The following is a 23716-nucleotide window of genomic DNA, read 5'->3' as shown; positions in this document are numbered from 1 at the left end:
GTTCAAGGATTCAGAACTGCAGCAATACAAGGTCGCAGGCTTCACGCCTCCGTCCAACGAGATCAAACATTATTACCAGGGCGGGATCGACTCCATCGACCAGGACTTCGGCACCGGTGGCACAGGCCACGGCGGAGATGACAGCGATGGCGATGGGCACGGCGATGGCGACGGGCACGGCGGAGAGGACACACCCCCGGTTATCTCGGCAATTACGGCGGGCTTTGGCGAGGATCAAACCGGCCGAACGGTCGATCTTCTGGCAACAGCAAATGACCCGGATGGCGACGACCTCGATGTTGAGAACGTCACCGTCACCACGGCCGATGGCCGCGTCCTGACTAGCTCTACCGATCCTGAGACCGGGCTGTTTTCGCTCGGCGACGGCCAGTTCGAAGACCTAGCTGCCGGCGTGCCTCTCGATGTGACGATCAAATACGAGGTCACTGACGGGATCGTCTTGGTCGCTAATACGGCGACCGTGACCATCACTGGAGCAAACGACGTGCCTGTCGCGGGTGACGATTTTGGGGCTGGGTTCGAGACCAGCGAGGACACCGCCTTCACCACGGCAAATGTGCTAGGCAACGACACGGATGTAGATGGCGACACTCTCATCGTCTCGGCGCTCGACACCGCGGGTACACTGGGCCTGGTCACCGATAACGGCGACGGCACCTTCGACTACGATCCGAACGGGGCTTTCGAGAGCCTGGGCGTCGGTGAGAATTCGTCCGACAGCTTCAGCTACACCGTCTCGGACGGCAAGGGCGGCACCGATACCGCGACCGTTACCCTGATCGTCAACGGAGTGAACGACGATCTTGAAGATCCGACGGATCCCGTCGATTATGCCGTTATTGGTTTGTGGCAATTCTCTTCAACCGCACCGAGCACCGACGAAGCATCAGGAACCGACAATCCAGCTCAGTTCCGAAACGGCGCAGCTGCGGCTGATGGCGTTGTTAAACTGGATGGCGGCAACGATTATGTCTTGATCGACAACATTCCCGATTATGAGGTTGCTGAAGGTGGTGTGCGAATGTCGTTCTCTGTGAATGAGCTTTCTGGCAGATCATCCGGTAGCAACTTTTCATCAAAAAATCTGCAGGCCCTGTTCTCGCGCGATTCCTCTGGTTTTGATGACGGTGGGCATGTCACGGCTTTTGTCGACGGGGATGGCTCCATTGTTTTGCGTCACCAAACACAAACAGAGAGCTACGTCATCCGCAGCGATGCAAATCTGTTCGCAGCTGGAGATGAAATCGATTTGCAGTATCAGTTTGCTGCGACGGACGGTATGGAACTTTATGTCGGCGTGAACGGTGGCGACCTGGCGCTTGTAGGGGCCAACGCTCGGCCCGTTATTGAGGGAGACGCGGTAGCCTTGGTTGGAAACTCGGAGCCGTGGACGCTAGGCGCGTCCCAAGTCAGAAGCCAGGACGGCACCGCAGATCGGCTGCGTAGTTTCCTCGAGGGCGAAATCGAAAGCTTCGAAGTGTTTAACGGAGATGATGTATTTGGCTTATGATCACCGTGTTGCATGGATCTAGATCGGAAGAAGAGGTCCCCTTTCTCCATGTAGCTATGAACCGCGCGTTTAGACCGCACGACCGAGAGCCGTCATGTGGCGTACGAGCGTGTCTTCTGAAACAAATGGATATGAGGCCAGTCTGTCTCAAACCTGATCCCCGCAACGTGATTGTTCAATCGCTGACCCGTGCAACAATGTGGATCAAGAGTTGATAGACGCACCAGCGGTCAGACGTCCAAGTGTTTGGTCCTGGGGTTTGATAATGTGATCGATTCAGCATCCATTAATCTGCGCTGTTTGCCGTGGCGGGACACAGGGTTTTGACGGCACTCCTGTGGTTTTCTCGACGTTAGTTGTTCTGAACACCTTCAGAACCTCAGCCTATTGAGTGAACCAATTTGATCCAACGCAAGGCGTGTCATCCGTTTTCAGATTAGGCACCGGAACAGTGGCAAACTGCCAGGTTTCGGATCATGACAAAAAGCGTGCGCATATTTATTGCTATGGCGGCGCTCCTGCTCACGGGGGTGGCGGTCTTTCTGCTGACCTCGGAGAATGGTGACGAGTTGCCCGCAGGTTTCGCGCGGGGCAATGGTCGGATTGAGGCGGAGCAGGTAGAGATCGCACCAACCATTGCGGGACGCGTTGCTAAAGTCATGGCAGCCGAAGGTAGCCTTGTTAAAGCAGGCGATGCTCTGGTCGAAATGGACACTGATGAACTCGCCGCAGCACTTGACCGCGCGAAGGCCCAGGTCGCGCTGGCACGCCAAACAAAGGCGGAATCCGAAGCGGTGGTCGTTCAGCGACAAAGCGAACAGCGCCGCGCCGAACACGAATATGACCGCGCGGCGGCGTTGCTGGCTGGTCAGAATATCTCGGAAGCAGTCTTTGAAGAACGCGAAACCAGCCACCAAGTTGCCGAGGCCGTGTTGGGGGCCGCCAAAGCCCGGGTCGCAACTGCTGACAGCCAAATCGCTGCTGCAGAGGCGGGCGTGCGCGTGATTGAAGCGCAGATCGAGGATAGCTCGCTTTTTGCGCCGGTGTCGGGTCGCGTGCTGTATCGACTGGCGGAGCCCGCCGAGGTCGTCGAGGCTGGCGGGCCGATCCTGACGCTGCTCAGCCTCGAGAACGTGTATATGGAAGTTTTCCTCCCGGCGCGCGAGGCCGGGCTACTGCCCATCGGTGCCGAGGCGCGTATCGTACTCGATGCGCTGCCGGACTATGCCATCCCTGCCACCGTTACGTTTATTTCGCCAGAAGCACAGTTCACTCCGAAGCAGGTCGAGACCATGGATGAACGGGAGCAACTGGTCTTTCGCGTCCGAGTCCGCATCCCTGAAGAACTGATCGCGAGCCGGATAGAGCACGTGAAGACCGGTTTGCGCGGTATCGCTGTGATCCGAATTAACGCAAGCACCGAATGGCCAGAAGCGCTGGAACGCCGCATTCCACCCGAGTTGTTCGAATGATTGCCGATGCGACCGCGCCTGCCCTCCGTATAGCAGGCGTCACGCATCGATATCGTAAGCACATCGCGTTGGATAACGTTTCGCTGGATTTGCCAACCGGCCAGCTCATTGGGTTCATAGGGCCAGATGGTGTTGGCAAGTCGACGCTGCTAAGTCTGATCACCGGTGCAAAGAAACTGCAATCCGGATCGATAGATGTACTTGGCGGGTTAATCGACAACCCCGCTCATCGACACCGCATATGTCCTGCCATCGCGTTCATGCCGCAGGGGTTGGGTCGGAATCTCTATGCGGAACTTTCGGTTCGTGAAAACCTTGAGTTCTTCTCTCGCCTCTTTGGACAGGGTCGGGAAGAACGCCAAATTCGGATTGCAGCCTTGCTGGCGGCAACGGGGCTCCTGCCCTTTGAAGACCGTCTCATGGGCAAGCTCTCTGGCGGAATGAAGCAGAAGCTTGGGCTGTGCTGTGCGCTGATCCATGATCCTAAGTTCTTAGTCTTGGATGAACCCACAACCGGCGTTGACCCACTGTCACGCCGTCAGTTCTGGGCGCTGATCGATGGGATTCGACAAGACAACCCTAAGCTATCCGTCCTCGTTTCGACCGCTTACATGGAAGAGGCGCAAAGTTTCGACCGGATCGTTGCGATGGATGCTGGCCGGGTGATTTTCGTGGGCAAGCCAGTTGAGTTGAGGGGCGAAGACATCGACCTCGAAACCGCCTACAGGCGGCTCCGAAAACATGAAGAACCGCGGCCAAGGCTAAACCAAGCAGCAGCTCGGCAGATCGATGCATCACCTGTCATCGTCGCGCGCGAACTGACCCGCCGATTTGGCGACTTCACGGCTGTCGACAGCGTCGATTTTGCAATCAATCGCGGAGAGATCTTCGGTTTCCTAGGGTCGAATGGCTGCGGCAAATCGACAACCATGAAGATGCTGACGGGACTTCTTCCCGTGAGCTCCGGAGAGGCGTTGCTGTTTGGCAATCCAGTGGACGCTCACAACCGCGAGATGCGGCGTGAGATCGGGTATATGAGCCAGGCATTCTCGCTCTACGAAGAGCTGACGGTTCAGCAAAACCTCCAACTGCATGCCCGAATATTTGCGATCGCTGACCCTGAGGCGCGGATCGAGGAACTAAAGGAACGCTTTGGCCTAAAAGCCCATAGCAAGAAGCTGGCCGTCGCGCTGCCACTGGGCATCAAGCAGCGCTTGTCTTTGGCTGTTGCAGTGATCCACCGGCCGCGCGTGCTGATTTTGGACGAGCCAACTTCGGGCGTGGACCCCGAGGCGCGCGACTCGTTCTGGGCCCTTTTGCTCGAGCTATCGCGCAAGGAAAGTGTGACGATTTTTGTTTCAACCCATTTCATGGCCGAAGCAGAGCGCTGCGACCGAGTTTCACTCATGCATGCTGGCCGTGTTCTGGCTGAAGGCAAGCCAGACGAATTGATTGCAGTCGAAAATGCAGACTGCCTGGAAGAGGCCTTTATTTCGATTCTTGAAGCTGCAGAACAACCAACACCCGTTGAGACGCCCGAAGTGGATTTGCCTGCGACCAGCAATGGGTCTGGCGGCAGTGTCGAACGCGCTTTGGCTTATGCGCGGCGCGAGACAGTCGAGGTGTTGCGCGATCCTGTTAGGCTTGCCTTCGCCTTCCTCGGGTCGGCAATTCTGATGCTCGTCTTCTGTTTCGGGATTACTCTCGATATCGATGAGCTTGAATTCGCGGTGCTGGACTTGTCGCAAGGACCAGAAAGCCGCGCATTTATTGCCGAGATATCAGGTTCGCGATACTTTGAGCCAACAGCACCTTTGGCCAGCGCGGTTGAGGGCCGTAATCGATTGATCGCGGGCGACGTCTCACTGGTGGTCGAACTGCCGTCTGATTTCGGGCGCAAGCTGCGTGCGGGCGAGTCGACTGAAGTGCTAGCGACGGTGGATGGCGCGATTCCATTCAAGGGGGAGACGGTCGAGGGGTATGTCGCGGGCCTGCACCAGACATTTATGGATGCAATAGCGCGCGACAGCGGGTCCCGTCAGGCCGAGATAGCTCGGATCGAACCCCGGTTTCGCTACAACCAGAGCTTCGAGAGCATTGCTGCGATGGCTCCGGCCATGCCCGCGATCCTGCTGATCATGCTGCCCGCGGTTCTAACGGCTGTCAGCGTCGCCCGGGAAAGAGAATTGGGGTCGATCATCAATTTCTACGTGACCCCGACGACACGGCTGGAGTTTCTGATCGGTAAGCAAGTTCCATATATCGTGATTGCCTACGCGAACTTCCTGTTGCTGGCCTGGATGACAATCGTTGTCTTCGGAGTACCGCTCAAGGGCAATCCTGTGCCCCTTGCGATCGGCGCACTTTTGTATGTTTGGGCGACCACCTCCTACGGGCTGCTGATAGCGACGATGACATCCAGTCAGGTTGCCGCCACCTTCGCAACCGCCATCGCCTCGGTTGTTCCGACGATCCAGTTTTCGGGCCTGTTACAGCCAGTCTCGACATTGGAAGGCGGCGCGCAGACAATTGGCTCACTCTGGCCGTCCTCCTACTTTTTGCACCTGAACGTCGGCGCATTCACCAAGGGGCTGAGTTGGGAGGCGCTCGCACCTGACCTTCTGGCACTTGCCTGTTTCGGGCCGGTTCTGACTGTGATCGCCGCACTCTCGCTCCGTTCGCAGGAGAAGTGAATGCAACGGCTGTCATGCATCTTCTGGCTCGGTCTTAAGGAAATGATGAGCCTGCGCCGCGACTGGGTGATGATGGCGCTGCTGGTGTGGTCTTTCACTTTGGCTCCGATCATGGAGGCCACCGGAGTCGCAAGTTCGGTGAACAATGCGTCCATTGCATTTGCGGATGAAGACAACTCGCCGCTATCTCGCGCACTGGCCACCGCATTCTTTCCGCCAGAGTTCCAGCCCGTTGTCCAGATCGTGCCGGGGTCCGGCGCTGCCCATATGGACGCGGGGCGGTTCCTTTTCGTCATCGCTGTACCGCCCGGCTTTGAAAAGGACGTGCGTGGGGGGCGCACGCCGGAAATCCAGGTTCTGATCGACGCGACGGCGATGGAGCAGGCCGGAATCGGTGCAAGCTATATCACCAACATTCTGGGCAGCGAGATCCGGCGCTTTGCAATCGGGGCAGATCTGCTGGACGCATCCACAGTCGACATCATCTTGCGCAGCGCATTCAACCCGAACCGCGACACCGTGCGATTTGCCGGCATTGTCGCGCTAATTGGCCAGATCATGTGGCTGACAACAATTCTCACCGGGGCGGCCATGATCCGGGAACGTGAGCACGGCACGATTGAGCACCTGCTGGCCATGCCGATTGCCCCTTTCGACATCGCGATAGCCAAGATATGGGCGAATGCAGCAGTGGTGCTGGTTGCCGCAGGCCTGTCCTTAACCTTCGTGATGCAGGGCTCGTTGGGGATCAGCATCGCGGGGTCCAAGGCGCTGTTTCTGTTTGGTACCGCGCTCTTTCTCTTTACCGCGACGGCGCTCGGGGTTTTTCTGGCAACGCTCGCGCGCTCTATGGCACAATTCGCGCTATTGGTGATGCTCGTCGTTTTGCCGATGCTGATGCTGTCGGGAGGTGAAACACCCATCGAGAGCCAGCCCGATTGGTTGCAGGCAGGAACGCTCATCCTTCCGTCACGCCACTATATGTCTGCCAGCCAGGCGATTGTCTTCAAAGGCGCGGGCGTTGAGACAGTTTGGCCGGAATTCGTATGGATGACATTTCTGGGCATCGCCCTACTGGCCACCAGCCTAATGCTTTTCAGACGATCTGTTGTGCACTCTGCGTAGATCAAGAAGAGAATGATCTCGTAAGGCAAACAGCTTTGTTCCAAGCTATCAACGTCGGTCCAAATCATTCTTCCAATGAAATGATATATGCCACCATGTCGCCGATGTTTCCGCCAATCATGTAGTCGGAATACCGGGGCATGTCAGAGTGTACAGGCATTTCAATTCGCTGCATGATCTGCATTCTCGACCGGAATTTTGCGATCGCTGCAAAGCTGGGTGGGTCCATTTTGAATGACCCACTTTCACTTATGTCATGGCATTGAACGCAGTATTCCTCTGCAATATCGCGCCCCATCTCGACGTTACCGTCTTCGGCGGCAAGCATGGTGGAGCTAGACCACCAAAAAACAAATGGCAAAGCCAGATAGTACAAGATTTTCATGCTACTTTTTCCTCCTGACAACACGAGGTTTTGGTTCGACGAGATTTCGGCATTGGAAATGCAATTCCTCAGAGAAAAGCCGCTCAAGCCACTTGCTGGGCTTGGCCTTCAGATATGGAACATGGTGCCAACTCCAAATGCAATTGCGGCAGCCGTCCCACCTATGAGCGATGTCTCAAGCCCCGATCGCCACCAGGCACTGAGCGACCATAAGCTTTTGAGCGCACCAATGAGGAAGAAGGTTGCCATGGTCATCCACGCGGATATCACGAACGCATTTGGCCCACCGATGAGAAACGGTAGTAATGGGACCATTCCCGCAACGAGGAACGATAGAAATGTGACAGCGGCGGCGCGCAGCGGACGCGGTTCAATCCCACCCAACCCGTACTCGCCTTCCATCATCAGCGCGATCCAATTGTTTTGATTCCTGGTTATGGCCTCAGTTGCCTGATCCAGAACGTGCCCCTCTAGTCCTTTTCGCGATAGGATTTCCCGAACCTCAAGCCTCTCTCCGTCGGGATAATTCCGAATGTGACGCTCTTCGATCTTTCGGATGCGTAAAGTGTTGTCATGCTCGGCTTTGACACCCGAGTAATTGGCCGCCGCCATTGAAAATCCGTCGGCCAGCACGTTTGCCAGGCCCAGTACAACGATGACATAGGGTGACAGACCCGCCCCTGTGACGCCCGCGACAATGGCGAATGTCGTAACCGTCCCATCAATCGCGCCATACACCGCATCACGCAGTACGCCCCTTCCAGGTGGCGTTCCAATGCGCGCGGCGATCTCCGCCGGGGTATGACCGTGATCGGATATAACCATTCTCCCCTACGGCGCTAAACTAAAAGCCCTACCGAATTTCGCCTTGAGCCAGATCAAACGAACATTGCTGACATCGAATGGGGGGGTGCGGCGAAAGGTTCAACCGACCGGCTGGCGATTTGGAGGCCCGCGCCCCAATGGCCGGACCACTCAAGGCTACTGACTCGCTGTGCAGAAAAAGGTCTTCGGCTCAAGCAAAAGGCCGACGCCTAACGATCAAGGCTTTTCAGAAAACAGCGCCAGTGAAACGCTTTGCCCATAGACACCGCCCAAACCCCCGCGGCTTTCTCCTTGTCGGCGTTTTCGAGCGCGGGCCACACTCAGTGCCCGCTGAAATCTTGCTCCATGGCCGGCATCGAAAATCCTTAAACTTTGTGGGCATTCGCCAATTCGAACACATAGTCCGCTTTGCAGCGCGGAGTTCCGGTAAAGCGATCTGGCGTAGACAGTCGGTTCTCGTTGTTGGCCCTCGTAATTTCGGACGTTGCGCATTTTCTGCGTTCAGTTCTTTCAGTTTGGTTTCGAACTGAGCGCGGCCACCCGGTCGGTCTTTTTTCTGGTGTCCCAGAACAAGTCAGTCAGCAAGCTCTCTCATGCTTTCAGCCGCATTTTCTATCCGGCTGAGAGCTGGCAAAAGGCCTCAAGATTGAGGACGCTCACGCCTGTAAGAACGAGAACAACAAGTGTGGTTGCCTCGCCAATCAGGGCACGAACGCAGGCGTTGTACGCTTCTTGTTTTCCGAATTTGTTGGCGGTCAGCAGATCCGCATGTGGACCAAACGACGCCGCGACGATGCCCAATTGGCAACCGCGCGCGCGAGCTCTGGCCTTTTCCGCAGCGCGTTTATTTGGATTCGCGGTAAAAAATCGCTCCACCATCTCCCGAAGCGAAATATTGGCCCGCACCATCCACAGTGATCGCCCGCAGGCCGGCAGTTGTGCCAGTTGGGTCCATATGCCAGCGATGACCGTCGTATCTGACTGCGGCACCTGCGGCACCAACCGCCACGACGTCGTCCTTCGTTCCGACAAGCGCAAGCAGGTCGTTTCGCGCTCGGGCCGGTGTGATGTTCCAACGCGCACCATCAAAATGTCCAATCGTTCCGGACAGTCCGACGACGAAAACATCGTTCAGCGAGCGTCCCCAAACATCGAACAGGAAATGTTCGGTTCCAGCATTGAATTCATCCCAGCGCGACCCGTTCCATCGCATAACTTGGCCAAAGTCACCCACGGCCAGCAAGTGTTCTGCGTCCATGCCCCATAGACCGTAAAGTGCGCTTTTTGTGCCTGAAGGCATGCGCTCCCAGTCAGAACCGCTCCAATGCAATACGAGGCCTTCATCTCCGGCGGCAAAGATCTGACCGGTTCCGTCCGACCAGAGTGACAACAACGTGACATCCATGAAGAGATCGAAGTGCTTGCGCCAGGTTGTGCCGTCAAAATGATGGATTTCGCCCAGCTGCCCGGCGGCCAGCAACCCGCCATCGGGCGCGCGGGCCAGATCGTGGATGCCAAGATCGCCCGCGGGCGGCAAGGCCTGCCATTTGCCGCGGTCGTGGCAAAGAACCGTGCCTTCTTCGCCGCACGCATAAAGCGCGTTCTTCACAGGGTCGTGCCACATACCCCAAAGCTGGCGGTCCGTGCCGCTGTCCATCGCGGCCCAATTCACCGCGTCCTGGCCGGATAAAACTGCGGGTGCAAAGCAAGTCAGCGCGTCGCTGTCGCCCACTAGGATAGTACCAAAGTCTCCAACGGTCATGGCCTCGCCGGACGGCAGGTCTATCAGACCCAGAAGGTCGTGCCCCGTACCGCTTTGAACCCGGTCGATACGGCCACTGCGGATCAGATGGATTTGCCCGGCATCTCCAATGGAGAGCATGCCCTGGGTTGTTCTCCCGACCGCGCGGAACCGGCTGACTTCCATGTCGGAAAAGAACCGCTCGAACCTTTCACCATCCCAAATGGCGAGATCGCCGCGAAACCCGTTCGCGCCGACGAAATAGCGCCCTCCGGCCAGTAGAGCACCATTGCTGCCGATTGCAAGCGAGGCTGTGAAATTGGACGAAACCGGGCAATCGAGCACTTGCCACCGGCCATCGGCGCCCCGCAACAAGACCGTGCTATCGCTGCCCGAGGCCATCACGCACCCGTTGCCCAGAACAATCACGGAACGCAAATGCGCGCGTGTGCCGGCGTCCTCCGCCTCCCAGTCGACGCCATCGTAATGCAGGATCGTTCCGCGGTCGCCTACGGCCCAGACCTGTCCGTCATCGAAGCCGCAAATATCAAAAAGCGGGATGTTTTCAGGAACCGAAGGGTATTTTCCGCCCGCATCGACAACGCAGCCGCGAATCTGGTGCCACGTCTCCCCGTCAAAACGCAGGATCAGGCCCATCCATCCAACAGCCCACAAATTAGTCCGGTCCGAGCCCCAAATCGCGTGGATGGGCACCGGGGCCGGGCACGGCATCCGGTCCCAGTTCTTTCCGTCGAAGTGATTGATCACGCCGTCATCACCGACCACGAAAATGCCAGCATCGTCGGCCCAGCCGTCCCAGAACACGTCACCCGGACCGGCCGAGATGCCGTCGACAGAGAACCACCCCGGCGCGGCCTCGGGCTTGGCTCCGAACTGGCCGCGGAACAATCCGCGGCGTGAAACCGTTTCGGCTGCTATGTTCATTACGGTCCGTCCTTGGTGGTTTGCGATGCCTGTATTAGTCGGGCGATTTCGAGATCCAGCATGTCCGCAACTTCAGCTCTCAGTTCGCCACCCTCGGGCAGTTCCGCCAACGCTTCCAGCATGTCTACGTCGCTCAGGTTCTCGGCAAACACGCCTTGCATCGTTTCGGCTACGGCCTCGTGAAAATCCTCTCGGCCCAGCATGGCAACCGCCTTGATCATTGGCGCAAAGGCACGGGCCACCACGCCGTCGGGCATAGACGTGACAACCGGCGCCCCGTTGTCGGACCCCAACGCAATGTCAGGCGAAAGCGGGATCTCGGCGATTTTCGCGATATCGAGATCGGCCAGCGCCTCTGCGACGCCCGCGTCTGGAAAGAGATGATATTCCTCGTGGCAATTTGGGCACTGCACCCCGGCCATGTTCACGGCGGCTCCGATCACTGGCAGGCCCCGTTCGCGGCAGAAGCGCCCGGCCTTGAGACTGTCCATCTGTGCCACCGCCTGCGGCGAAGTCACAAGAACCGAGGACACGTTGCTGCCCTCAAGCATGTCGCAAAGCGTTATCAACTCGTTCCCGGTGCCTGGTGGCATGTCGACAACCAGAAAGTCCAGAGAGCCCCAATCGAAGCTACCGATCAGGTGGTGGATGAAGTCGTGCTTATAGGCATCACGCCAGACAATCGGAGTGGTGTCGTCTTCCAGCATGAAGGCCAGCGACCCGACATTGACCGGGTGCGTGATACCTTCGGCAACGAACCCGAGGGTTTGCAGCCCCGACCGGGTGGTACGGATCTTGGCACCGGCAAAACCAAAAAAGCGGCTTTGGTTCGGTCCATGTATATCGGCGTCTGCCACACCTACGCGAAACCCGTCTTTGGCCAACCCGGCAGCCAGATTGGCACTGACCGTGCTCTTTCCGACGCCGCCCTTGTTGGCGAGCACGACGATGATCTGGTCGATTTCCTGCAGCCGGTTTTCGATCAGAACCTTGTTGTGGTGCGACTTGTCAAGCGTACAGGCCGATTCCTGCGGGCAGAACTGGCATGCGTGGCCCAGACCGCAATCGGTCTTTTCCACACTTGCCTTTTCCTCGGGGGTCAGGAAATCCATGCGTCAGTTCGGCGTCATGTCAAGCAGGATCCAGCCGTCCGAGACGCTTTTCAGCCCGTCGCGCTGCCGCTCGGATCCCTGCCAGAGCGCAAATGCCATCGGCACCACGTCCTGGCTCAGCGAAACGTTGTGATCGCCTTCGAGCGCAATGGGACGGGACATCACCACCGTCCACTCGTTCGGGTCACCGTCATTGGCCGAATACATGCTGTCGCCGCTGACCGCTTGTTGCTCCAGCGTTGTCGTGCTGCCGGGACCGCCGGCTGCAAGGTTCTGCACCGAATTGCTGTCAGAGCGCCAATACCAGATGTTGACCGCGCTATCGGGTCCGTCGCCCATGATGTAAGATGTATCGTCATCCCCCAGTGAAAACTGCACTGCGGCACCATCGCGGAACTGGTCGAAAGCGGACGCCGTGTTTGGGGTGTCGTCTATCCAGCGCAAACGCACATAGAACCGCTCGGATGTTTTGGCGAGCGTCATGTTGAGAAAGGTCGCCTCGGCGTCGTAGTTGATCCGGAGTTCGACGGAGTCATGCACAGCTGGCGCCGGTGACATGGCCACACGATACTCGGGCAGACGTTCCCAGATGACGTCATCCGGATCGTTGATGCTGCGCAGATAGATCCCGTCGGGAATGGTCGAGACCTGGACAGTGTCAAAGACCTCGATCAGTTTGACATTCGCTTCTGCCAAGGTCTGGGCGGCGGAAAGGGTCGGAGCCGCGAGAATGGCCAGGGCAGTCAGGGTCGCGATCGTTCTTTGCATATTGGATCTCCTTATCCCCAAAGGTTCTGTTCTGCCGGCTCTGCGGGGACGGTGCTGGCTTTGGGCGCATCGGGGTCGCGAAACGGACCGACACGTATCTCTAACTCATTCATTTGGACCTCTGCCCAGGCGCTGATGTCCTGAACAAGATGGGCAATCGTCGGGTCCAGCAATTCGACTGGATGGTGCCGCAACAATCCCGCGACAGTCTCTAACGTTTGCCCAAGATAGCGGCCCAGGAAATCGCGCTGTGCGCGACGATACCCGGATGCATCCTTGTCCTCGGCCAGCGCCCCCGCCTCGAGATGGCAAAGCACCGACATCAATTCCAGCATGCTGGCCAGATGGTCAGGTTCGTCGTTCTTGCCTTCATCCCCGGTGGCGGCTTTCAGCCCGAAATGCCTGTAGAAAGCGGCGATATTCAGCATGAAAACCGGGCGGGTCAGCCCGGCGAGGATGTGATCATGGTCACCGGCCAATAGCGCAGCCGTGGGTTTGCCGCCGCGGCCGTGCAAAAAGGCGCTGATATAACCCGCCTCAAAGCTCTCGTAATCATGCGAGGCCGGCATTCTGGGCCAGGCCGATCCGGTCGCATCTGCCCAGGAATGGTTCAACGCCGCATGAAACTGACCCGAGGCGACGGCCTCAAAAAACTCCTCTGAGGGATATCCAACAGCCAGCGCCGACAATAGCCAGATCGTTTCCTTTGCCCGTGCCCGTTGAGGACTGTCTCCCATAGGCGGCCGTGATGACATTGCGACAGACATCAGCTTAGCTTGAACATCTCGGCGTGGCGGTAGCCGATCAGCGTGTCCATCAATTCACTTGCCTCACCGGCGGCCTTTTTGGCGCGCTCTGCGGTGATGGTATCGAGCGCGGCGCTAACCCCGTCGCCAAAGAGGCTTTCGAGATAATCCAGTGGCACCCGGCTTTCCGCCGTCGCCCCGCCATTGGCGTCGATCTTCGGCGGCGACAGGGGCGGCACATAGAACACGTTCGGTTTGGTACCCATCTCAGGGTGCAACGGCAAAGCAACCTTGTACTTGTCGACCAGAGTATGGATGGGTCCGTCTTCGTCGTCGCGATAACCGATCCAGCGGATCCGGCCGACGCATTGCTTGGCGCAGGCCGTAGGCAGGCCCTTCTCGATGCGCGGGTAGCAGAAGATGCATTTCTCGGACTTCGAGATTTCCTCGTTGAAATAGACCTTCTTATAGGGGCATGCCGAAACGCAGTAGCGATAGCCACGGCAGCGTTCCTGGTCGATCAGAACGATACCGTCTTCCTGCCTTTTATAGATCGCGTTGCGCGAACAGGCAGCTAGGCAGGCGGGATTGTCGCAATGATTACACAGCCGCGGAAGGTAGAAGTAGTATGAGTTTGGGTATTCGCCTTCGCCTTGGTCTTCGTCCCAATTCGCACCCCAGGTCGGTTTGACGTTGGGCCTGAGCCACGGGTCAGTGCCGGTCATCAGCGCTTCTTCGTAGTTGTAATCCCACGGTACTCCGTAGTCCTCGGCGCTGGGTTCGATACCGAGTTTCAGGGCACCATCCGCATCGAACCCGCCACCCATGTCGGCGTAGTTCTTTGGGTAGCCTGTGCCGGGCATCGTCTCGACGTTGTTCCAGTACATGTATTCACGCCCGTTGCGGTTGGTCCACTGCAGCTTGCAGGCGGATGTGCAAGTGTGGCACCCGATGCATTTGTTCAGGTCCAGAACCATGCTTAGCTGACGTTTCACGGCCATGTCTTAACCTCCCTCTCAACTCGGCTCACGCCGGTTCCACGTCGACACCACTTTCATGCGCCAGCTGGTTTGCGTTCCATTTAAAGAGCTTGAAGCCCAGATGACCCCAGCCACCGGCCAGCTCCAATGGCTGGATCAGGGTGGCCATGGCGTTGTTCATCGGCTTCATCTGTTCGTATTGATGCGGTTCCCAGCCGTGTTCCATCATGATTGATGCCTCAGGCATGCTCGGATAAAACTTGGCCTGAGCAAAGAACTCTCCGGCGCTGTTGAAAATCCGCACCTTGGACCCGTCTTTGATGTTCTTTTGCGCGGCAAGCTTCGGGCTGATGTAGATGTTTGGCTCGCCTCGCTGCAGACGCAGCATGAACTTGTTCGAACGCCAGTTCGAGTGAATGCCCCAGCGGGTGTGCGGCGAATAGAACGAAAGCGGATAGTTCGATGCTTCGCTACCGGCGTGATGGCGTGCTGTGGGCACGGTGGCGCCCATCTTCTCAAAGGTCGGATGGTCGCAGTAGAAGGTCACCCGGCCGGTCAGCGTTTCATAGGGCTTCTTGTCCTCGGTCTGTGCCACGAAGGGGTTGTACGGCTCGTCCGGCGGGATCGGCTGATTGTTGCCACCTTCGGCATTCATCACGATAAAGCCCTGTTCCGCCGCCTCTTCCAGTGTGATGCCTCCCATTTCCGGGCTGTTGTCCACGAGCCATTTGGTGGCGTCATAGTCGGTCATCAGCGCGCCGTTCATAGTGAAATCGTCGTAGATCGTGTGCAGGTCGCGGCTCACATCGCCGTCTTCGAAACCTTCCACGCCCCGTGCAACGGCGCGTTCCTGGATCTTCCTGGACAGGAGCACCATGATGTCCCAGTCGGGCTTGGCCTCGCCGATCGGATCAACCGGGCGCGAGAAGACGTTGATGAAACGATGATAACCGACCGAACGCAGATCCCAGGCCTCGTAGTGGCTGGCAGCAGGAAGAAGGTAATCAGCCCATTGCGCAGTGCTGTCCATGCGCACGTTGATGTCGACGAACAGTTCCTCAACCTCGTGCAGAATGCGATCGCGGTACTTGTCGGCAAATTTGTTGCGGCGGAACTTGTTGTCGGCGATCGAGATCAGCCCTTTGACGTCGCCACTATACGGCATCCAGCCTGCCTGGATGCTTTCGTTGATGGCCTCCTCCATCTCGTCGACATTGAATCCGACACGCTCTTTCAGCTTGTCATTGTCAAAGTACTCGCGCGCGTGCTCGATCATATGGCCGCGCTGGAATTCGCCCAACCCGCCCGGCTCGAGTCGCGGAAATTTTTCGAAGCCGAATAGAGCAAGTTGCAGCCACGGGATGTGCTTCCAGTCGATCCACGAGGTATCCAGCCCACCGGTCTTGCCGCCATGGCCGGTCAGCGCCAGCATCAACGCCTGGGCCCAGCCGGTGTAGATGCCGTTGGAATAGCGCCCGACATTGAAGCCCAGCATCAGGATGGCCTTCTTTGCATTTGCGAAGGCCCGCGCCTCGGCGCGAACGGTGTCGGCCGCAATGCCGGTCGTTTCTGCAGAACTCTCGGGCGTGTACTTTGCCGCTTCCCTGCGTACGTTTTCAAAGACCGTGGTGACCTCGATCCCCTCGACCGTGAAAGTGCCCTCGAGCGCCGGGTCAACACCCTCCAGCGCGAGCGTCTTATCCTCGGACCCCATCGTGCCCTTCAGCATCACCGCTGTGCCCGAGTTCAGGTCCCAGTGATAGAAGTTCTGATCGGAACCACCGTCCTTGATATCGGCCTCTCGCAGCATCTTGCCATTGTCGGTGCGCACCAGCACCGGCAGGTCGGTTTGTTCCTTGACGAAATCCGCCTTGTAGAGCCCTTCTTCGATGATCACATTGATCATGGCCATCGCCAAGAACGGATCAGCGCCCTGCTTGATCGGCATCCACAGATCGGCGTGGATCGAAGATGGGTTATAGTCTGGCGCCACCGACACGACGCGCGCGCCGTTCCACTTGGCCTCCCACAGGTAATGCGCGTCCGGGATCCGTGTCGCGTTGGGGTTAAAGAGTGACATCATGATGTAATCGGCGTCGAACCAGGCATCCGACGTAAAGCTTTCCAACGGGTTGCCATAGGCCAGATGCGCGCCAGTGTTCAGGTCGCCCACATCTGTGAAGATATCGAGCTGCACCCCGCCGACCAGCGAGGCGAACCGATAGGGCGCAGCAAACCGGACCATTGAAAGGTTGCCGGATCCGGTATGGGTCATCAGCTTGCCGGGGCCGTGTTTTTCGAAGATGTCGATCACCTTGTCGGCAATCTCTTCGGCGATTTCGTCCCATTCCATGCGCTGCCACTTGCCTTCGCCGCGCTCGCCCACGCGTTTCATCGGGTAACGCAGGCGATCGCCTTCATACATGGCGGCGGAGTGGATCGAACCCTTCTGGCAGCCACGCGGGTTGGCGTCGGGCACATTGGGGTTGATCTGCGGATATTTCGCCAGTTGTTCCTCGCGAATGACGATGCCGTCTTTGACATAGACGTCAAAGGCGCAGTTGCCGACGCAATTGATGCAATGCGCAGCTTTGCCAATTTTGTCCCAAGTGAATTCGCGGCGATAGAGATCCTCCCAATCGCGATAAGGATATTCCTCGTCCAGCGTGTCGGCTATGGGCTCGAGCCGGTTCAAAGACCAGGCTTTGTCCGCAGCCAGAACTCCGGCACCAACAAGTGATGAATTTCGCAGGAACTCACGACGCTTCATGCGCAGCATGTTCTTCCTCCCTATCGCAACGCGCCCAATTCGTTGGGTCGACCCATTGAATCACAAGATAGAGATGAACAGCCGCCCAAAGGCTGCAAAGTTGTTGCGAGATGTAAATGAGTTGTAAACAAACCTGACCCTAGGGTTTGCGTTGGCATGATATGATGGTTTTATTGCGGTTAAGAGATGCTCCGATGGACCACCCAACGGACCGAGATGCAGATGCCAACCGATACAGATCAAGCCAACTCGTCCGCTTTCGGGCGAAATAGCCAGATCAGTGCGCTGACCGATTTTCTGGAGCAGCGCCTTGACCCCTTGGTCGATCAATCAATCGAAATCGCTAAATCAAATGGTTACGCGCCGTTTACCACGACGATCCGCGCCGCCTGGGTCGAGGCGATCGTCAGCGTAACGGATTCACTTGCCAAGTATCTTGGTAGCAGCGATGGCGTGCCGAATGGCCCTCTCGCGACACTTGATTATGCTTCCGATCCGCGGTTCTTGCGCATGCGCCAGATTGCCCGCCAGCACAGATCGCTGGGCATTACACTTCAGATGTATGTGGGTTTGTTCAAGCACTTTCGGAACCTTTACCTGTCTGAACTCGCCCAACTTCCTGGCGGCATAAGCACGGAAGAAGCATCGCGCGTACGCGATTTCTTTGACGAGACCGAGCTCAGCATCGGCGCAGACTGGAACGACAAAAGCGACAACCTTCGCCTTCGCGAGCTGCAAGAAAGATCGCGCGCCATAACGCTGGACAAGGACCGGTATTTTGCGGTTTTCGAAAGCCTTCAGAATGCCGCTTTCCTTCTGGATCGCGGTGGCAACCTGGTGAATGCCAACCAAGCTTCGGCCGAACAGTTTCTGGGGCGCGACGCGCAGGCTGGCGATATCATCTATCTGCGGTCGATGCGACTTCGGAAAAAATCTCTCCAAGCTGTCGTCGACCAGATAATGGAATGCGCGCAGACGTCAGAAGAGCCGATCTGGTTGGACACACTCAACGGCCGTCGCTGTTTCGATATTTGCACCCGTGTCCTACACGACGCGGTGGAAAATATGGCGCTTGGCCATGTGGTCCTACTGAACGATGTGACGGCTCACCAGCTCAGAGCGGACGAAGCCAAACAATCGGAACGAGGCATGTCGCGATTTCTGGCTACCATGAGTCACGAAATCCGAACCCCCCTGCACAGCGTTCTTGGTGCGGCGGAGCTCTTGCGTACCGCCGACCAAGCCAACTCGGAAACGTATCTCGACGTCATCGAGGGGGCAGGCAAAGCATTGTTGCAGACCCTCAGCAATGTGTTGGATTATTCCAAATTAGAAAACGAGCCTCCCGTACCCCGGCCAACAAACACGGACTTGTCCGAAGAGATTCGAGCCTTTGGGCGTATTGCCATCATCGGCCGAAACGTAGCCCGGACACCGCTTGATTTCACTATCGACGCCAGTGTCCCGAAATCGGCGCATATTGACTGGGGTATGACGCAACAGGTTCTGAGCAATCTGGTGTCGAATGCGCAAAAGGCAGACAGCGGTGATGGCGTTTCCGTTTCCATCAAGTGCATCAGTACGCAAGGAGGGTCTCAATCATTGCGCTTTGAAGTGTGTGACCATGGTCCCGGCATCCCCCAAAACGCTGCTGCGGCCCTTTTTTGCCCCTTCGAGCGAACGATAGCGCGGGACACAGGCAATGGCGGATCGGGCCTGGGTCTGGCAATTTCACATTACCTGGTTGAGGCCATGGACGGTCAGATCGGCTATGAGAACCGGGCGACGGGCGCAACGGTTTGGTTCGAGGTTCCGTTGCGGCATCCAAAATTGAAAGATCTGGCGAACCAGAGCATACCGAACCGAACTGCACGCAAATCTCCGGCCGCCCGTTTCTGCCTATTGGTGGACGATGATCCCATTGGTGCCATCGTCACCTACCGACAGTTGGAACGTATTGGCCTCGTGGTCACTCTGGCCGCTTCCGTCGAACAGGCAAGACGGATTTCCCAAGAAGCGGAGTTTGACGTTTATGTAATCGACTACCTGTTGCCTGATGGCGACGGACCAACGCTGGTCAAGGATCTCAAGCAACGATCAGGCAACCGGGCGAAATTCCTGGCTCTGACAGCAAATGTCGATGCCTTGCTCGGCCGGTCTGAAAACTTTGACGAGGTTCTTGCCAAGCCTGCGGGTCAGGTCAGCCTGGCATCTGCTATTTTCGGATCGGGAATACGAGAATTCCCCGTTGCAACGGCGGTCCGGGACGAATTCAAGGGCCTTCAAGGCCTCGCCCCCGAGACTATAGCCGCGATGATCAATACGTTCGCGTCGAACTGGTCTGATTTTCGCAGTCAACTAAGGGACTGGGAGCCTGATACGTCGAGTCACATGCTGGCACTGGCTGCACACCGACTGGCTGGCAGCTGTGCGATCATGGGGTTGTCCGAGCTGGAGCCTGCGCTCCGAAAATTGGAAGCTGAGTGCAACGAAGAAGAACGCCCTGGAAATCTAGCGGCATTCCTGCCAGCGCTTGACAGAGATCTGGCAGAGATTTCGTCCTGGCGCCGCCTGAAAACGGTATGGGCCACGGAATGACCGGGTGGAATCATCAGGCCGCATGTAGATCCGCTTCCAGCAAGAGTAAAGTCCTTTGCATTGAAGATGACCCGATTGTCCAATTGATGCTTGAGGACATCGTAACGGGAGCGGGTGCTGAATACATCATCGTAGGAACCGCACGCGAGGCCGAGGACCAGATTGCTGAAGGCCAGTTCGATCTTGTCCTCCTGGACCGCAGGCTGCCCGATAGCGACGGTCTTTTGCTACTGCAGTCGATAAAGAGCAGAAACGACTGCCCGGTCTGGATCCTCAGCGCAATGGATGAAACCAGAGACAAGCTTCTTGGTATTGGTCTCGGGGCGGCAGAATACGTGACCAAGCCGTTCAATCCCATAGAACTGAGTAGCCGGATACGGCAACTTCTGGGCACCATTTCTGACGTGAACAACCCCGCCGATAGCAACGCATTTGAGGTCGAGGGTATGACGTTCGACCCGCGTAGCCGCCGCCTCGATATGGATGGTCATTTGGTTATTCTGGCGCCTGCCGAAGCGCGACTGTTGCATGTCCTTCTATTGAACGAAGGGGAAGTACAGACAAGGGATCAACTCTCACAATTCGCCTGTGGGCGGGAATGGTCCCCGGGCGACAGAACTGTTGATGTGTTAATAAACCGGCTTCGGGGTCGAATGCGCTCCTTCCCTGTCGAAATCGTGACGGTGCATCGTACGGGTTATCTGCTCGTTCTTGGCGCAAAAGCGAACCCATAGGAGTAACCGAATTTCGGTGAGATCACGCAAGACCAACGCCAGAGCTCAGTCAAAGCGGCCAATTGCGGGTAGCGCAGCATGATGCAACAAGGGCTCGGAGAGTGAGTTCGCCACGACTATTGCGAACGACGGCATCTCCTAAGAGCGTAGAATGTTGTGTCGCTTCGTCCTGCAGATCACTCCTAATTGATGATCCGGCCTGCTTCGGGGTCGTCCGAACTGTAGGGCAGGGCGTAGAGCATGTCCCAAGTAGGTTATTCGCAAACTCTGTCGTGGGGCGAGAGGGAGGCTTCAGGTGGGCACAATTATCCCGTGAACGCTGCAAACTGCTCGGAGCCGAACTTTCCTTACCGGTCGATATGTCCTTTGCGGATCATGTGAGCTACTTCGATGCCAGCCAGGGTGGCTTCTGCTGATTTGAAGGCCTGAATCGGGCGGGTGATCTTCTTTGAGCAACGGTGATCCTGTTCGATTATTTTATTGAGGTATTTCACCTGCGGGACATCGAACAACCAACACCAGTAACGCATCACCAGCAGGCAATTCATGTTGAACAGACCGGCTGCGTTCGATCCGCTCTTGTCGATGACGACCTTATCCGGCCATCCGTTGCCAGCGATGACCTTGGCGAAGAATGGGGTCGCTGCCGCTTCATCACGTCGCTCGGACAGCATGAAATCAAGGGTTATTCCGCATTTGTCTATCGCTCGACAGAGATACGTCCAGCGACCTCTAACCTTCACGTCGGTCTCATCCATCCGCCAAGATTGACCGGTCGGCACTTTCCGACTGGGCGTCTCACTGGCAACGGCGACAAAGTATGTCTCTACCCAACGATTGAGCGTTGAATGATCGACTGCGACACCTCGTTCGGCCATGATCTCTTCGAGATCTCAGTACGAGACACCAAAGCGAACGTAGGATTAGACCGTGTAGAGGATCACAGATTTCGGGTTTCTTAACTGCGCCAGTTGGACAAGGCGGATACCAGGCGCAACAGCAATCAGAAAGTTTGCGACACTACCATCATGAAGTCGAAAAGAAACGCCTGACTCTCTCGATTATCATCTCATGCTTGGCGGCACGCACTGCGCCACCATTTGAACAGATGATCTCATCACCAGGTTCCTCTTTTGCCAGGAGCTCATAACCTCCGGGCTTGCAGCGGCCTAGAAAATCAAAATGCGAAAGTGTTTCCGGCTCGAGATAGTGTGTATTGCTCTCTGGCAGGGCTGCAACCAGCGCCCGGGATTCGATGTCGAGCGTCAGACCCGAATTCATGATCGGTGCCCCAAAGACCAGCACAGGTCGGTCAATTTGACGAAGGCTTGTCTCGGAAAAGCTCTGTGTTCCACCAAGATCAAAAACTGCAAATGCCTTGATCCGGAGATCCGACAGATCAGACTCCATTTGAACGCGATCTTCGGGTGTTTGCGCGATTTTCCAGTCTGAAAGAATACCACAGGCCAGCTCGTCTGGCTGAGTATCACAAAACCGCTTCAGCCCAGCCGTGTCATACCGTGCACCGGCTAGCGCCACAGCCGTGAACCCACCCAATGAATGTCCCGCCATATAGATCCTGTCTGGATCGACATGTCGCGCAAATTCCGACGACCCGACCGCATGATCTATGACACGGGAAATGTCCTTTGGCCGCTCCCACAATTGCCGAGTTTGATCGGGGTCGCGGGACCAGGTTGAAGTTCCAGGGTGGCTGATGGCGGCCACAATGAAGCCGTGCTGCGCCAGCGCACTGGCGAGCCAAGCCTGATTGTATGCATTGCCAAACATACCATGCGATAAGACAACAAGCGGGAACCGGTTCGTTGCCGGAACAGCATCCTTTACAACTTTTGTCCCCACCCACACCTCACTTTCAAAGTCGAAGGTTAATGGCCCGGTCGCATCCGTCGGATACCAAAGAAACCCGGAAAGATCTCGCGTCCCTTCTGCGTCTACAATTTCCAGTTCGGTCATTGCAGGCTGATAAGGCTGGGCTTGGGTCCCAACTCCACACGCGGCTAAGACCCCGGCAAGAAGATATGAAATGTGTCTCATATAAAGCTCCGATCATCGTTCAGAATAGGGTCAAATCTGGGTCATAGGTCCATTTGAAACAACGAGTTGCACTGTCTATATCTGTCCTTGATCTTGATTGAGGACAGGTCGCGAAAAAAAGAGGACAAATGGACAGCCCCGGGTTGATCAGTTTCCCTTTGCCACTGGCGACTGCGTTGCTTTGCGGTGTGCTTGCCCTTCTGGCTTGGCGGTCGAATCTGGGTCTTCGGCGCGCCAGCATATTGTTCTCGGCCTTTTTTGGCTTGGGTGCGGTCTCGTCTCTGTTGGTCGGTTTGCGATTTGGGTATGGAGTCGAGAAATTGATCCCGCTACAACGCACGCTACCCTTGTTCCTCGGCCCGCTAATGTACCTGGGCTTCGCCTCTATGGCCGTCGACAAGCGAGCTATTGCTAGAAACATTCTACTGCATCTGGGCGCGCCTTTCTTTTTGATCGGGTTGTTTCTGCTCTTTGCCACAGATCTGAGAAATCTGGATTGGGTTATCAGTGGCAGCTATCTGTTCTATAGCTTTGCGCTCTATATGCTTTGGCGAAAGGGCCCCGACGCATTGAGTGATGCGCGGGTTGATGCAACCCGTGGCCTCTCCAACTGGCTTCTACGCGGCATTGGATTTCTCATTTTCTTACTGGTTTTGGACAGCGCGATCGCATTCGACTTTGCGATCAATGAGGGAGCCAATGCCTCAAAGCTAATCTCTTATGGTACAGTTCCCTTGATCCTGCTTCTTCTTGTGGCGTTAGTCACGCTCCCGTTGATGTTCTCCAAGGAGCACTTTGTGACAACGACAGTGCCAGAAGCCAACACCGAAGACATCGAAATCACGGCTCGGCTACAGAGATTGATGGATGAGCAGCAGCTTTATCTGGACCCTGATATTACTGTCCAGCGACTTGCCAAACGCCTGAGCCTTCCGGCCCGCAACGTGTCGTCTGCCATCAACAAAACTCAGGGAACCAACATGTCGCAATATGTGAACAGGTTTCGATTGACACATGCAGCACAATTGCTTGCAGACACTGATACAAGTGTTGCAAAAATCGCAGCTAAATCTGGGTTCCTGGCGCGATCAAATTTTTATCGTGAGTTCCAGCGGGTCTACGGGCAATCACCAATCGAGTATCGGACTCAAAGTAAATCGAAGAAGAATTCACCGACAACGATCAAAAAACGCTGAACTTAAAATGGTCCAGTTCAGCGTTAATATCCGTTCC

Annotated in this window: 17 protein-coding genes and 1 pseudogene; 7 read left to right on the top strand and 11 right to left on the bottom strand. The window is 56.7% G+C overall.

Going from position 1 to position 23716, the window contains the following annotated elements:
* From AB1E33_RS07440 to AB1E33_RS07425, 4 genes are all read left to right on the top strand, one after another.
* A partial coding sequence (locus AB1E33_RS07440) for a cadherin-like domain-containing protein (RefSeq protein WP_372576613.1) occupies positions 1 to 1531 on the top strand: 1531 nt, incomplete at its 5' end.
* A gap of 476 nt (positions 1532 to 2007) precedes the next feature.
* Positions 2008 to 3003 (top strand): HlyD family secretion protein, encoded by a 996-nt coding sequence (locus tag AB1E33_RS07435; RefSeq protein ID WP_372576612.1) that lies wholly within the window; start codon positions 2008 to 2010, stop codon positions 3001 to 3003.
* A complete protein-coding gene (rbbA, locus tag AB1E33_RS07430; RefSeq protein ID WP_372576611.1) occupies positions 3000 to 5696 on the top strand; it encodes a ribosome-associated ATPase/putative transporter RbbA in 2697 nt (898 codons plus the stop codon). The genes AB1E33_RS07435 and rbbA overlap by 4 nt, the downstream gene beginning before the upstream one ends.
* A complete protein-coding gene (locus AB1E33_RS07425) occupies positions 5697 to 6821 on the top strand; it encodes an ABC transporter permease (protein ID WP_372576610.1) in 1125 nt (374 codons plus the stop codon).
* A gap of 64 nt (positions 6822 to 6885) precedes the next feature.
* Here AB1E33_RS07425 and AB1E33_RS07420 read toward each other — a convergent pair whose 3' ends face one another.
* The 9 genes from AB1E33_RS07420 to AB1E33_RS07380 form a co-directional block, all read right to left on the bottom strand.
* Positions 6886 to 7206 (bottom strand): c-type cytochrome, encoded by a 321-nt coding sequence (locus AB1E33_RS07420; RefSeq protein ID WP_372576609.1) that lies wholly within the window; start codon positions 7204 to 7206, stop codon positions 6886 to 6888.
* Positions 7207 to 7314: 108 nt separating this feature from the next.
* Complete coding sequence (locus tag AB1E33_RS07415; protein ID WP_372576636.1) at positions 7315 to 8025, bottom strand: VIT1/CCC1 transporter family protein; 711 nt, start codon at positions 8023 to 8025, stop codon at positions 7315 to 7317.
* Positions 8026 to 8643: 618 nt separating this feature from the next.
* A complete protein-coding gene (locus AB1E33_RS07410; RefSeq protein WP_372576608.1) occupies positions 8644 to 8910 on the bottom strand; it encodes a DUF2478 domain-containing protein in 267 nt (88 codons plus the stop codon).
* Positions 8876 to 10717 carry a WD40/YVTN/BNR-like repeat-containing protein gene (locus tag AB1E33_RS07405; RefSeq protein WP_372576607.1) on the bottom strand — a complete coding sequence of 614 codons (1842 nt, stop codon included), beginning with the start codon at positions 10715 to 10717 and terminating at the stop codon, positions 8876 to 8878. The genes AB1E33_RS07410 and AB1E33_RS07405 overlap by 35 nt, the downstream gene beginning before the upstream one ends.
* Positions 10717 to 11829: a P-loop NTPase gene (locus AB1E33_RS07400; protein WP_372576606.1), complete on the bottom strand. Its 1113-nt coding sequence runs from the start codon at positions 11827 to 11829 to the stop codon at positions 10717 to 10719. The genes AB1E33_RS07405 and AB1E33_RS07400 overlap by 1 nt, the downstream gene beginning before the upstream one ends.
* A gap of 3 nt (positions 11830 to 11832) precedes the next feature.
* Complete coding sequence (locus AB1E33_RS07395) at positions 11833 to 12597, bottom strand: ethylbenzene dehydrogenase-related protein (protein ID WP_372576605.1); 765 nt, start codon at positions 12595 to 12597, stop codon at positions 11833 to 11835.
* 11 nt (positions 12598 to 12608) lie between these two features.
* On the bottom strand, positions 12609 to 13334 hold the full coding sequence (locus AB1E33_RS07390) for a molecular chaperone TorD family protein (protein ID WP_372576604.1): 726 nt from the start codon (positions 13332 to 13334) through the stop codon (positions 12609 to 12611).
* Between the two features lie 29 nt (positions 13335 to 13363).
* Entirely contained in the window at positions 13364 to 14344 is a 981-nt protein-coding gene (gene clrB / locus AB1E33_RS07385) for a chlorate reductase subunit beta (RefSeq protein ID WP_372576603.1), read from the bottom strand.
* 25 nt (positions 14345 to 14369) lie between these two features.
* The gene (locus tag AB1E33_RS07380; RefSeq protein ID WP_372576602.1) at positions 14370 to 17102 is read right to left on the bottom strand and encodes a molybdopterin-dependent oxidoreductase; all 2733 of its coding nucleotides are present in this window, start codon (positions 17100 to 17102) and stop codon (positions 14370 to 14372) included.
* 207 nt (positions 17103 to 17309) lie between these two features.
* On the opposite strand from AB1E33_RS07380, the gene AB1E33_RS07375 reads away from it, so the two are divergent.
* Positions 17310 to 19691 (top strand): ATP-binding protein, encoded by a 2382-nt coding sequence (locus AB1E33_RS07375; protein ID WP_372576601.1) that lies wholly within the window; start codon positions 17310 to 17312, stop codon positions 19689 to 19691.
* Complete coding sequence (locus AB1E33_RS07370) at positions 19688 to 20425, top strand: response regulator transcription factor (RefSeq protein ID WP_372576600.1); 738 nt, start codon at positions 19688 to 19690, stop codon at positions 20423 to 20425. Before AB1E33_RS07375 ends, AB1E33_RS07370 begins: the two co-directional genes overlap by 4 nt.
* Positions 20426 to 20772: 347 nt before the next feature.
* On the opposite strand, the pseudogene AB1E33_RS07365 reads toward AB1E33_RS07370, so the two are convergent.
* Positions 20773 to 21411 (bottom strand): annotated as a pseudogene (locus AB1E33_RS07365) (IS6 family transposase).
* Between the two features lie 40 nt (positions 21412 to 21451).
* Positions 21452 to 22402, bottom strand: coding sequence for an alpha/beta hydrolase family protein (locus AB1E33_RS07360; RefSeq protein ID WP_372576599.1), 951 nt, complete (start codon positions 22400 to 22402; stop codon positions 21452 to 21454).
* A gap of 209 nt (positions 22403 to 22611) precedes the next feature.
* On the opposite strand from AB1E33_RS07360, the gene AB1E33_RS07355 reads away from it, so the two are divergent.
* Positions 22612 to 23679, top strand: coding sequence for a helix-turn-helix transcriptional regulator (locus AB1E33_RS07355; RefSeq protein WP_372576598.1), 1068 nt, complete (start codon positions 22612 to 22614; stop codon positions 23677 to 23679).
* Positions 23680 to 23716: the final 37 nt, after the last annotated feature.

This window comes from Ruegeria hyattellae (assembly GCF_041537925.1).
Classification (GTDB): domain Bacteria; phylum Pseudomonadota; class Alphaproteobacteria; order Rhodobacterales; family Rhodobacteraceae; genus Ruegeria_C.
Note: the sequence above shows the minus strand (reverse complement) of the source record. Positions and strands in the feature narration are given on the sequence as shown.